Here is a 12,907-nt window from a genome sequence, read left to right as displayed (position 1 = left end):
TATGACAACATTTATCCACAACATCAAAATGGTGAACGAAGCAAGCGAGCTAGTAACGACAAGCATTACGATTGAAGAAGGCAAAATTACAGCAATCGGCGGCGAACAGCCAGCACATGCGCAAGTGATTGATGGAAAAGGCAACTTAGTAGCACCAGGCTTTGTTGATGTACATACACATTTACGTGAGCCAGGCTTCGAGCATAAAGAAACAATTGCGACAGGGACAGCATCAGCAGCAAAAGGTGGTTTTACAACAATTTGTGCAATGCCAAATACGAAGCCAGTACCCGATTCAATTGAAAACATGCAATTAATCAACGGCTTGATTCAAGACAGTGCTGTCATTCGTGTATTACCATACGGCTCACTAACGAAAGACATTTCAGGTGAGGTACGTACAAATATGGAAGAGCTAAAAGCACAAGGGGCAGTAGCCTTCTCAGATGACGGTGTCGGCATTCAGCTAGCAGCAACGATGTATGAGCAAATGAAGGAAGCAGCACGCATTGATGCAGTCGTTGTGGCGCACTGTGAAGATAACTCACTTATTTATGAAGGGGTTATGCATGAAGGAACACGTAATAAAGAGCTTGGTCTACCAGGTATTCCATCAATTTGTGAATCAGTACAAATCGCACGTGATGTATTATTAGCGGAAGCAGCAGGTGCTCGCTATCATGTTTGTCACGTATCAACGAAGGAATCTGTGCGCGCAGTACGCGATGCAAAAGCTGCAGGTATTCGCGTGACAGCAGAGGTTTGTCCACATCACTTATTACTTGAAGAAATGGACATCCCTTCAGATGATGCAAACTGGAAAATGAACCCACCATTACGTGCAGCAGACGATAAAGATTCTTTACATGCGGCATTATTAGATGGCACGATCGATTGTATCGCAACAGACCATGCACCGCACACAGTCGAAGAAAAATGCTGTGGGATGGTAGGAGCACCATTCGGTATCGTTGGCTTTGAAACAGCATTCCCACTTTTATATACAAGCTTTGTTGAAACAGGGAAATGGACATTAAAGCAATTAATTAACTGGATGACAGTGAAACCTTCTCAGATTTTTGATTTACCATACGGTACATTAACAGTAGGCGCATCAGCAGACTTAACAATTATCGATTTAAACAAAGAGCAAACGATTGATGCAGAAGGATTTGTTTCAAAAGGTCGCAACACACCATTTAACGGCTGGGTAGCAAAAGGCTGGCCGGTATTAACGATGGTAGAAGGTAAAATCGCATTCGAGGAGGCACAATAATCATGAAAAAGCGTTTATTAATTTTAGAGGATGGCACAGTATTTAGTGGTGCTGCATTCGGTAGCGATAGAGCGTCACAAGGTGAGGTAGTCTTTACAACAGGTATGGTAGGCTATCAAGAAACATTATCAGATCCTTCTTTTTATGGACAAATTGTTACATTAACATATCCGTTAATCGGAAACTATGGCATTAATCGTGATGATTTTGAAAGCATTACGCCAGCAATTCGTGGCTTTGTCGTGCGTGAGCTAGAGGAACATCCGTCAAATTTCCGCTGTGATACAACATTAAATGACTATTTAACAAGTCAGGATATCCCAGGAATTGAAGGCATTGATACGCGTAAATTAACACGTATTATTCGCTCAAAAGGTGCAGTGCGTGCGATTTTAACAGCGGCAGATGAGGAAGTAAATGTGGATGAAATTGTTGCACAATTACAAGCAACACCACTGATTACACACCATGTAAAAGAAGTGTCACCAAAAGCGGCATACCCATCACCAGGTCGTGGTCAGCGCGTTGTTGTAATGGATTTCGGTATGAAGCATGGTATTTTACGCGAATTAAATAAACGCGATTGTGATGTCTTAGTGGTACCTTACAACACATCAGCAGAGCAAATTTTAGCATGGCATCCAGATGGCGTAATGTTATCAAATGGCCCTGGAGACCCAGCGGATGTAACAGAAGGTGTGGAAACGATTAAAAAATTAATTGGTCAAGTGCCGATTTTCGGTATTTGCTTAGGTCACCAGCTATTTGCATTAGCGAGCGGTGCAACAAGCTTTAAATTACCATTCGGACACCGTGGGGCGAACCATCCTGTGAAAGATTTGCGCACAGGGCGTACAGAGTTGACATCTCAAAACCATGGCTACGCGATTGATGTAGAATCATTAGGGAATACAGATTTAGAAATTACACATATCGCGTTAAATGATGGAACAGTTGAAGGGGTACGCCATAAAACACATCCAATCTTCACTGTGCAATATCACCCTGAAGCTTCACCAGGCCCAGAAGACTCAAATCATTTATTCGATGAATTCATTGACATGATGGAAGCAGAAAAGGAGAAAAAACATGCCTAAACGTACAGATATCAACACAATTTTAGTAATCGGCTCAGGCCCAATCGTGATCGGTCAAGCAGCAGAATTTGACTATGCTGGTACACAAGCTTGTTTATCGTTAAAAGAAGAGGGCTACCGCGTTATTTTAATTAACTCAAACCCTGCGACAATTATGACAGATACAGAAATTGCAGATAAAGTATATATCGAGCCAATTTCATTAGAATTCGTTTCACGTATTTTACGTAAAGAGCGTCCAGATGCAATTTTGCCAACACTTGGTGGGCAAACTGGTTTAAACATGGCGATTGAATTAGATGAATCAGGTATTTTAGATGAGCTAGGCATTGAAATTTTAGGAACGAAGCTTGATGCCATTCATAAAGCGGAAGACCGCGATTTATTCCGTAATTTAATGTATGAGCTAGGTGCACCTGTGCCTGAATCGGATATTATCCATAATTTAGATGAAGCGAAGCGCTTCGTTGAAAAAATCGGCTACCCTGTTATCGTACGTCCAGCCTTCACATTAGGCGGTACAGGCGGTGGTATTTGTCACAATGATCAAGAGCTAGAGGAAATCGTGACATCGGGTTTGAAATATTCACCAGTGACACAATGTTTACTTGAAAAATCAATCGCAGGCTTTAAAGAGATTGAGTATGAAGTAATGCGCGATGCTGCGGACAATGCGATTGTTGTATGTAATATGGAAAACTTTGACCCAGTTGGTATTCATACAGGTGACTCGATTGTTGTCGCACCATCTCAAACATTATCTGACCGTGAATATCAAATGTTGCGTAATATCTCTTTAGATATTATCCGCGCATTAAAAATTGAAGGTGGCTGTAACGTACAATTAGCACTAGACCCAAATAGCTTCCAATACTATGTAATCGAAGTAAACCCACGTGTTTCTCGCTCATCTGCATTAGCATCAAAAGCAACAGGCTATCCAATTGCGAAGCTAGCGGCGAAAATTGCAGTAGGTTTAACATTAGATGAAATTAAAAACCCTGTAACAGGTTCAACATACGCTTGCTTTGAGCCAGCACTTGACTATATCGTAGCGAAAATTCCTCGTTGGCCATTCGATAAATTCGAATCAGCGAAGCGTAATTTAGGTACGCAAATGAAGGCGACAGGTGAAGTAATGGCACTTGGTCGTACATTTGAAGAAGCATTATTAAAAGCGGTTCGCTCACTGGAAACAGGTCATGTCCATATCGAAATGAAACACCCTGAGGAGCTAACAGATGCTTGGATTGAAAAGCGTATTCGCAAAGCGGGCGATGAGCGATTATTCTTCATCGGTGAGGCGTTACGTCGTGGTGTCACAATCGAGCAAATTCACGAATGGTCAGCAATTGACTTATGGTTCCTGAAAAAGCTAGAAAAAATCGTGACGATGGAGAGCACAGTAGCAGCTAATAAAAACGACAAAGATGTATTGCGCACAGCAAAACGTTTAGGCTTTGCGGATAAAAAGATTGCGGAGCTTTGGGACACAACAGAAGCAGCAATTTACGCATTGCGTAAAGAAAACGGCATTATCCCTGTTTATAAAATGGTAGATACATGTGCGGCAGAATTCGAATCACAAACACCATACTTCTACGGCACATATGAAGACGAAAACGAATCGGTGCGCTCTGATAAGCCATCTGTTGTTGTACTAGGTTCAGGTCCGATTCGCATCGGTCAAGGTGTAGAGTTCGACTATGCGACAGTGCATTCTGTATGGGCGATTCAAGAAGCAGGCTATGAGGCAATTATTATTAACTCAAACCCTGAAACGGTATCAACAGACTTCTCAATTTCAGACAAGCTGTACTTTGAGCCATTAACAATCGAGGACGTGATGCACATCATCGATTTAGAGCAACCAATCGGCGTAGTTGTGCAATTCGGTGGACAAACAGCGATTAATTTAGCAGATAAATTAGAAGCAAACGGCGTGAAAATTTTAGGTACGACATTAGAAGATATCGACCGCGCGGAAAACCGTGATAAATTCGAGCAAGCATTACAAGCATTAGACATTCCACAGCCTCCTGGTGATACAGCCACTTCAGCAGAAGGGGCAATGGTGATTGCTGAAAAGCTTGGCTTCCCTGTATTAGTACGTCCATCCTACGTACTTGGCGGTCGTGCAATGGAAATCGTTTATAATATGGAAGAATTAGCGCACTATATGGAGCATGCGGTAGAAGCTTCTCCAGACCATCCAGTATTAGTTGACCGCTATTTAACAGGTCAAGAAATTGAGGTTGACGCAATTTGTGATGGTGAAAATGTCTTAATCCCAGGTATTATGGAGCATATCGAGCGTGCAGGTGTTCACTCAGGTGACTCGATTTCTGTCTACCCACCGCAAAAATTAACGGCTGCGCAGCAAGAAACGCTAGTAGATTATACAACGCGCTTAGCAAAAGGCTTAGGCATCGTTGGTTTGATGAATATTCAATATGTTATGAGCAAAGGTGAAATTTACGTAATTGAAGTAAATCCACGTTCATCGCGTACAGTACCGTTCTTAAGTAAAATTACGAATATCCCGATGGCGAATATCGCAACAAAAGCGATTTTAGGTCAATCGATTCCAGCACAAGGCTACCCAACAGGCTTAGCACCAGAGCAAGCGGGCGTATTCGTCAAAGTACCGGTATTCTCATTCGCGAAGCTGCGTCGCGTCGACATCACATTGGGCCCTGAAATGAAATCAACAGGCGAAGTAATGGGGAAAGATGCTACATTAGAAAAAGCACTTTACAAAGGCTTAGTAGCAGCTGGTACAGAAATTAAAACATACGGTACAGTATTATTCACGGTATCGGACAAAGATAAAGAAGAAGCAATTGTTATCGCTAAACGCTTCTCAAAAGTAGGCTATCGCATTATGGCAACAGAAGGAACAGCACGCAGCTTTGAAGCGGCAGGCGTACGCACAGATGTTGTAGAAAAAATCGGGGCAAAAGGCAAAACATTAATCGATGTGATTCAAAATGGTGAGGCACAATTAGTTATCAACACATTAACAAAAGGCAAACAACCAGCGCGTGATGGCTTCCGTATTCGCCGTGAATCGGTAGAAAATGGAGTACCATGTTTAACATCTTTAGATACAGCAGAGGCAATGCTACGTGTAATCGAGTCGATGACATTTACAGCAGAAGAAATGCCAAAGGCGGAGGTTAAGCATTCATGATTCAAAGTGAACGTATGACAGTCGTTCGCCAAGCAAAAATTGCGCATAATATTTTCGAGCTTGTACTACATGGAGAGCTTGTTCAGGCTATGACGCCTGGGCAGTTCGTCCATGTCAAAGTATCGGACACATTGGAGCCACTATTGCGCCGACCAATTAGTATCGCTGATGTCAATAAAGACAATAGCCAGTTTACGATGATTTATCGTGCGGAAGGTCGCGGAACAGAAGTGCTATCATTAGCAGCTACAGGTCAACAAATAGATGTATTAGGTCCACTTGGTCACGGCTTCCCTGTTGAAGCTGTGCCAGCGGGTGGCACAGCGCTATTAGTAGGTGGAGGAATCGGCGTACCACCATTGCATGAATTAGCGAAACAGCTCAATGCGCGTGGTGTTCGCACAATTCATGTACTTGGCTTCCAATCGGAAAATGTAACATTTTATGAGCAACAATTTAGCAAACTAGGCGACACATATTATGTAACAGTAGATGGGACAAAAGGGACAAAAGGCTTTGTCACAACATTGCTTGATGAGCTAAAGCCAGAATTTGATGCATTTTATTGCTGTGGTCCACTGCCAATGTTAAAGGCGATGGAAAATGCCTACCCAGAAAAGGAAGGCTATTTATCATTTGAAGAGCGTATGGGCTGTGGTATCGGTGCTTGCTTCGCTTGCGTTTGTCAAACAACAGACAAAGTGGAAAAAGATTATGTAAAAGTGTGCTCAGATGGGCCAGTATTCCCGAAAGGAGTTGTCCAACTATGAGCCGCATTAACTTAGAATTACCAGGACTATCATTGAAAAACCCGATTATGCCCGCATCAGGCTGCTTCGGCTTCGGTCGCGAATACGCACAGCTTTATGATCTATCAAAGCTAGGTGCAATTATGATTAAGGCAACGACGCTCGAAACACGCGCAGGTAATCCGACACCACGTGTAGCAGAAACAGCGGCAGGTATGCTGAATGCAATTGGTTTACAAAATCCAGGTCTTGAAAAAGTAATGAACGAGGAATTAAAGTTTTTAGAAGGCTATGACGTCCCGATTATCGCAAACGTAGCTGGAACAGAAGTGTCTGACTATGTAGAGGTAGCACGTCAAATTTCAACTGCACGAAATGTCAAAGCACTTGAATTAAACATTTCTTGCCCGAATGTTAAATGTGGCGGAATTCAATTCGGTACAGACCCAGCGACAGCGCAAGAATTAACAGCAGCTGTAAAAGCGGTATCAAGCGTTCCTGTTTATGTCAAACTATCACCAAATGTTACCAATGTTGTAGATATTGCAAAAGCAGTAGAAGCAGGTGGAGCAGACGGCATTACAATGATTAACACATTGGTCGGCATGCGTTTACATGAAAAAACAGGCAAACCTGTTATTGCGAATGGTACGGGCGGTTTATCTGGCCCAGCCGTAAAGCCTGTGGCAATCCGTATGGTCTATGATGTCTACAAAGCAGTGGAAATTCCGATTATCGGCATGGGTGGTATCACGAATGCACAGGACGTAATCGACTTTATGTCAGCGGGGGCATCAGCTGTAGCGGTTGGCACAGCAAACTTCGTCGACCACTTCGTCTGCCCAACAATCATCGATGCATTACCAGCGAAGCTAGACGAGCTAGGTGTAGAGCATATTTCAGAAATTATTGGAAGGAGCCACCGTTAATGAACAACAAACCAATTATTGCACTAGACTTTCCTAGTGAGAAAGAAGTGTTTAACTTTTTACAACAATTTAATGAACCATTGTTCGTGAAAGTCGGCATGGAACTTTATATGCAGGAAGGTCCAAGCATTGTCAATAAAATCAAGGAGCAAGGACATGCTATCTTTTTAGACTTAAAGCTTCATGATATTCCAAATACAGTGCAATCTGCAATGAAAGGTTTAGCACGCTTAGGCATTGATTTAATCAATGTCCATGCAGCAGGTGGCAGACCAATGATGGAAGGCGCTTTACAAGGCTTAGAAGCTGGCACAACAGCAGGCAACAAGCGTCCGGCATTAATCGCTGTGACACAATTAACATCGACAACCGAAGAGCAAATGCAAGCGGAGCAAAAAATTGTTTTATCATTGCAGGAGTCGGTATTGCATTATGCCAAGCTAACAAAAGAAGCTGGCTTAGACGGTGTCGTATGTTCTGTTCATGAAGCACAAGCAGTTGCCGAAGTGTGTGGCGAAGACTTTTTACGCGTAACACCAGGCATCCGTATGCTAGGTGGCGATGCACATGATCAAAAGCGCATCGCAACACCGGACGGCGCAAAGCATGACGGTTCTTCATTAATCGTTGTAGGGCGTGCCATTACAGGCGCAGCAAATCCAGTTGAAGCATATAAAGAAGTTTGTCAATTATGGGAGGCACAATAACATGACATTACAAAAAGAAATCGCTGCGGGAATGTTACAAGTAGGCGCAGTAGAACTAAATCCAACAGATCTATTCACATGGGCATCAGGCATCAAATCACCAATTTACTGTGATACACGTCTAACAATCTCAGACCCAGCAATCCGTAAGCAAATCGCAAACGGTTTAGCAGCGAACATCAAAGAATTTTTCCCAGAAGTAGAAGTGGTAGCAGGCACAGCAACAGCAGGTATTCCACATGCTGCTTGGGTAGCAGACATTTTACAATTACCAATGGTCTATGTGCGCTCAAAAGCAAAAGAACATGGTCGTGGCAAGCAAATCGAAGGTAAATACGCAGCAGGTCAAAAAGTAGTCGTAGTAGAAGACATCGTCTCAACAGGTGGCTCATCGATCACTGCGGTAGAAGCACTACGCGCGGCAGGCTGTGAAGTACTAGGCGTAGTATGTGTTTACACATACAACCTACCAAAAGCAGAAAAAGCCTTCGATGAAATCGGCGTAAAATATGTTTCTTTAACAAACTTTGATTATTTAGTAGAAGCAGCTTCTGAATCAGGCAATGTTTCAGAAGAACACATTCCATTTTTGAAGGAGTGGCATAGCAAACTTAAAGCAGGAGAGCTTTAAGTTTGCTATGTACCGAAAGCGAAGCGGCAGGTACACAACGGATAAAAAGTTTGACGAGTAGTCAAACTTTCACTGCTTAAAGCAGGAGAGCTTTAAGTTTCGCAACAGAAAAGAGTTCGGCGAGCAGCCGAACTTTTTTCTCATTTCAAAGGGAATTTTTTTGGAACGTAGAATAAACTTCCGAAAACGTGGAATAAATGTTTGAAAACGTGGAATAAAACTAGCACTAGAGAACCCCACTATATAATATTAAGGGGTATTGAGAGAAAACCTCCAAAAGAATAACACTTCTGTTTCTTTATACAGCTCTGCATTGTTCTTTTCTAATACTTTATGTGACGCAATATTATCTTTTTCCGTATCAGCAATAACGTAAATCACATCATCATTAGTTAACAGCCAATTTTTAAAATTGCCTACAGCCTCAGTCATAAAGCCATTTCCTTGATGCTCAGCATTAGTGTAATAACCAATCACTACTTCTCCGTTATTATTAGGAGGACCTTTTATCATGATTCCTCCAATAATTTTGTTTATATCTTTTGAGACGATGAGCCAGTTGGTATGCCAAAAATATTTTTGCTTATCATCCATTAAAACTTTTGAAAGCCGGACTTCCATAGCCTGCTTAAGTTCTTGATTAAGCATAGTGCTTGATTCATTTAATGATAAATTGGATTCTAGCTGTTTTTGATTACTAATTAATAACCTTAGATTTTCTGCGTTCAAAGCAATAATCCTTAATCTTTCCGTATTTAAGTCATTCATAAAGTAACACCCCCTATTATAATTTGAAAGCCATGTCAATAGCTAAAACAAAATGGGATATCTTAATGGCAACAACTCTCCTGTTCTATGGTTAATCAAAGAATAGAGTGAACGGCTGAGCAGATTCATGAAAGCAAGCTACTAACTCCGCTTTAAAATCTTCGTTCGTTATTAATTGCAAAGCCTGTTCTAGGCTATAAAAGCCCACTTCTAAACTTTCGTTACTTGTAGTTAGGTTACCACTTATTGGTCTACCTATCCACCAAATATTGCATAATTGCTTACTTAATTCTTGTGAGATTCCACAAAAGCGCTCGATTACAATTTCTATACCTGTTTCTTCTCGCACTTCTCGTATAGCGGCTTCTTTAAAAGTTTCATTCAATTCAACCATTCCACCAGGTAGCTCCCAGCCACGCTTTGGGCCTTTCTTTAAAAGGATTTCTTTTTGCTCATTCAATACGAGGCATGCTGATGTCATCTGATAGTTCATTTTTTCACCCAATTCTATTAAATTGATACTTTCACAATATAGCGTGAATATGTAATCGGTAACCCACTAGTTGTTGCATGTTGTTCAAAAATAGCAGTGATTTCATCTCTGTTTTTTTCTTTCAGCGCTTCATAAATAGATGGATGCTGACCAAAGCAGCGCAGCTTTAATATGTCTTCTGGTGAGTGAATATACTCAATGCTATTGATTGTTTCAATCGTGGACTCTGAAAAGTCGCTACTTGCAAGATTTTCTTTAATTTTGTTTAAAATAGGTGTTCCGATAGTAGGTTCGAAAAGATTAGGAAATAAAATAGGTAGCTCCTTACCTATTGTATCTCCAGGGTGTAATCCAATAACTGTACCACCTTTTTTCACAACATTTTTAAGAGATAGGTAGGCAGAGGTAGGGCCTTTCCTTATGTAGGCACAATCGAATTCATCTTTTGGAAAAGGTAATCCGTCTTTTGTGTTTCCCATAACGAAGGAGGCATTCGGTCTCGTGTTGTTGAGACCTGTTTGAATAAAATGATTGGTTACATCAAAGCCAACGATATCCTTTGCTAATAAGCTACATTTCATTGTAAAGTCACCATGTCCACAGCCAACATCTAATACTTTCTTGCCCATGATAGCTTGAGCGACGATTTCATCAAATAGAGATTCTCCATTTGGTCCTGTAAGAGTAGAAGCCCATGAATATTCATAGCGCTGTTGGAGGTTGCCTAATTGCTCATACCACTCGACGGAATGGGGTATTAACCAGTTAGAAAAAGTTGTTGGATTCAGTAATGTCATATACTCATGCTCCTTTATAAAATGATATTGAATGAAAATTTTAACAAATTATCATTTTCAAGTCTATTTAAAAACAAAAAATGTATGGCATCATCTACCATACATTTCCTAAATATCTCCAGTTGTCATAATTATGCTCCTTTGTTAGAAGTCATTATCGCCGAAGTAATCGATTGTGTCTTCACAACGCTCCTCGTGTAAGTAAGAATTATTGTTGTCGCAAGTTTCCTCATAAGTATATGGATGTTTGCTTTGTACTTGCTCTAAATATACTTTATATGCCATATGCAGCACCTCCTAATTGAATATTTATAAATTATATAATATTCTGAATAATATGTAAATATGGAATTGAAAAAATTTTAAAAATCAGAAGTAGATTTCATAGTTCAAAAGTAGTGATTCGCTCAACGGATAGATGAATTCGCCCGTGAGACATCCATATTCGCCCGTTAAACAGTGAAATTCGCCCGCAAGATGCCAAAATTCGCTCAACCAAACCACAAACAAGGGGCTATCCGACTTGGACAAACCCCTTTCCGTTTTATTTTTTCTTCAGCTTCAATACCAATTCATCATCAGGTGTGACGTACAATGTTTTTTGCTCGAAATAAATGACGAAGCCCGGCTTTGAACCGTTTGGCTTTTTGACTTGGCGAATTTCTGTGTAGTCGACAGGGACGGAGGCAGATTCTCGCGCTTTGCTAAAATAGGCGCTAAGCATAGCCGCTTCATGTAGTGTCGTTTCGTCAGGTGTTTCGCTATGGATGACGACATGAGAACCAGGAATATCCTTTGTATGTAGCCAAATCTCATTTTTCTTTGCTAATTTAAATGTTAAGAAATCATTTTGTTTGTTGTTTTTACCGACAGAAATAACTATGCCTGTTGAAGAGACAAATTGCTCTGGCATTGGCTTTGTCGGCTTTTTCTTTTTCTTTGAGGCACGTAGGCGTAAAAATCCTTGCTCCGCTAATTCCTCACGAATTTCCTCGATATCGCTTGGCGCTGCTTGAGTAACTTGCTGTGCAAGCATTTCAAAATAGTCGATATCTGCACTTGTTTTTTTGAGCTGTTCCTCAATCATCACGAGCGCATTTTTTGCTTTATTGTAGCGCTGGAAGTAGTGCTGTGCATTATCAATCGGTGTTTTACGCGGGTTAATCGCAATTGTTACAGTTTCGCCATTATAGTAGTTTTCCACTGTTACGCTTTCTTGCCCTTTTGCAAACTGATAAATATTGGCCATTAATAGCTCACCATATAGTTGCAATTGGTCGAGCTTTGAAGCTTGCTCGTAGTCCTTTTTTAGCTTTTTTATTTTGAGTTTTAACTTATCAACCTCATTGCTGAGCCAGCGTTCTAAATCTCCTGCTTGTTGCTTCACACGTTCGCGTTCAGCTCTTGCAAAAAAGACGCGATCTAACAAAGTGCCGAGCGTTGGGTATGTCGTAACATGCCCTGCTAAATGTGTCAGGTCGCTTGGTGAGAATGAAACCTTGCCATCCACTTCGACATAGGTAGGGTTTGCCGCAGTCGTTAGCTCCTGCAAAAATGGCTGAAATACAGTTGAATTATGTGACAAACGAGCTAATAATTCCTCAGCATGTAATGGTGAGAAGCCTGCAAAATGAGCAACCACCTCTTTTGCACTTTTCGGCTCAGCAAAAAAATCTTCGCCTGTCGCTTCATATGGATTCACCTTATGCTGTGCTGGTGGAGCAATATATGCTTGCCCTGGCAAAACAGTACGGTAGCTATTTAAAGATGGTGGTAAATGTTTTAAGCTATCGAGTATTTTGTCATTATCTGCATCAACTAATATGCAGTTGCTATGTCTGCCCATAATTTCAATAATCAGCTTGCGCATAATAGGGTCGCCAATTTCATTTTTACTTTCAACAAGCATATGTAAAATACGCTCGGTTCCATCCTGTGTAATTGCGTGAATAAAGCCTCCCTCTAAGTGCTTGCGCAGCAACATGCAAAACATTGGCGGCTCGGCAGGGTTATCAATTGTCTGCTCTGTTACATGTATGCGTGCATAAGAAGGATGGATAGAAATGATAAGTTTATGATTTGCACCGTTTGCTCGAATATGAAGTACGACTTCCATCGCATTCGGCTGGTGAATTTTTGTAATGCGTCCTGTTGTTAATTGTTGTAGTTCCTGCGCCATTGCGCGTGTAAATAATCCATCAAAAGCCATATTCATTCCTCTTTCGTTCATTACTTGATTCTTCTATCCCGCATTAACGGACAGTAAT

12 protein-coding genes are annotated in these 12,907 nt (G+C 41.2%); 7 read left to right on the top strand and 5 right to left on the bottom strand.

Features of this window, described 5'->3' with window-relative positions; translation table 11 throughout:
- The first annotated feature begins 1 nt into the window (after position 1).
- Genes C9J34_RS07430 through pyrE form a run of 7 tightly spaced genes read left to right on the top strand, consistent with a single transcriptional unit; the run spans position 2 to position 8,582 of the window.
- The gene (locus C9J34_RS07430; protein WP_107839225.1) at positions 2-1,276 is read left to right on the top strand and encodes a dihydroorotase; all 1,275 of its coding nucleotides are present in this window, start codon (positions 2-4) and stop codon (positions 1,274-1,276) included.
- A gap of 2 nt (positions 1,277-1,278) precedes the next feature.
- Positions 1,279-2,373, top strand: a complete 1,095-nt coding sequence (locus C9J34_RS07425; protein WP_107839224.1) for a carbamoyl phosphate synthase small subunit — start codon at positions 1,279-1,281, stop codon at positions 2,371-2,373.
- Positions 2,366-5,566 carry a carbamoyl-phosphate synthase large subunit gene (gene carB / locus C9J34_RS07420; protein WP_107839223.1) on the top strand — a complete coding sequence of 1,067 codons (3,201 nt, stop codon included), beginning with the start codon at positions 2,366-2,368 and terminating at the stop codon, positions 5,564-5,566. Before C9J34_RS07425 ends, carB begins: the two co-directional genes overlap by 8 nt.
- Positions 5,563-6,336 (top strand): dihydroorotate dehydrogenase electron transfer subunit, encoded by a 774-nt coding sequence (locus tag C9J34_RS07415; protein WP_107839222.1) that lies wholly within the window; start codon positions 5,563-5,565, stop codon positions 6,334-6,336. Before carB ends, C9J34_RS07415 begins: the two co-directional genes overlap by 4 nt.
- Complete coding sequence (locus tag C9J34_RS07410) at positions 6,333-7,244, top strand: dihydroorotate dehydrogenase (protein WP_107839221.1); 912 nt, start codon at positions 6,333-6,335, stop codon at positions 7,242-7,244. The genes C9J34_RS07415 and C9J34_RS07410 overlap by 4 nt, the downstream gene beginning before the upstream one ends.
- A complete protein-coding gene (gene pyrF / locus C9J34_RS07405) occupies positions 7,244-7,951 on the top strand; it encodes an orotidine-5'-phosphate decarboxylase (RefSeq protein WP_107839220.1) in 708 nt (235 codons plus the stop codon). Before C9J34_RS07410 ends, pyrF begins: the two co-directional genes overlap by 1 nt.
- A gap of 1 nt (position 7,952) precedes the next feature.
- Complete coding sequence (pyrE, locus tag C9J34_RS07400; protein WP_107839219.1) at positions 7,953-8,582, top strand: orotate phosphoribosyltransferase; 630 nt, start codon at positions 7,953-7,955, stop codon at positions 8,580-8,582.
- A gap of 249 nt (positions 8,583-8,831) precedes the next feature.
- Here the strand turns inward: pyrE and C9J34_RS07395 are convergent, their stop codons facing one another.
- The 5 genes from C9J34_RS07395 to C9J34_RS07380 form a co-directional block, all read right to left on the bottom strand.
- Positions 8,832-9,350 (bottom strand): GNAT family N-acetyltransferase, encoded by a 519-nt coding sequence (locus C9J34_RS07395; RefSeq protein ID WP_107839218.1) that lies wholly within the window; start codon positions 9,348-9,350, stop codon positions 8,832-8,834.
- A 91-nt stretch (positions 9,351-9,441) separates the two neighbouring features.
- Positions 9,442-9,831 (bottom strand): NUDIX hydrolase, encoded by a 390-nt coding sequence (locus tag C9J34_RS07390; RefSeq protein ID WP_238600594.1) that lies wholly within the window; start codon positions 9,829-9,831, stop codon positions 9,442-9,444.
- A gap of 29 nt (positions 9,832-9,860) precedes the next feature.
- The gene (locus C9J34_RS07385) at positions 9,861-10,640 is read right to left on the bottom strand and encodes a class I SAM-dependent methyltransferase (RefSeq protein WP_107839216.1); all 780 of its coding nucleotides are present in this window, start codon (positions 10,638-10,640) and stop codon (positions 9,861-9,863) included.
- A 144-nt stretch (positions 10,641-10,784) separates the two neighbouring features.
- Complete coding sequence (locus C9J34_RS21885; protein ID WP_193768928.1) at positions 10,785-10,925, bottom strand: hypothetical protein; 141 nt, start codon at positions 10,923-10,925, stop codon at positions 10,785-10,787.
- 259 nt (positions 10,926-11,184) lie between these two features.
- Positions 11,185-12,849, bottom strand: a complete 1,665-nt coding sequence (locus C9J34_RS07380) for an Rqc2 family fibronectin-binding protein (protein ID WP_107839215.1) — start codon at positions 12,847-12,849, stop codon at positions 11,185-11,187.
- Positions 12,850-12,907 lie beyond the last annotated feature (58 nt).

Origin of the sequence: Metasolibacillus meyeri (assembly GCF_003049505.1) — a bacterium.
Taxonomy (GTDB): domain Bacteria; phylum Bacillota; class Bacilli; order Bacillales_A; family Planococcaceae; genus Metasolibacillus; species Metasolibacillus meyeri.
Note: the sequence above shows the minus strand (reverse complement) of the source record. Positions and strands in the feature narration are given on the sequence as shown.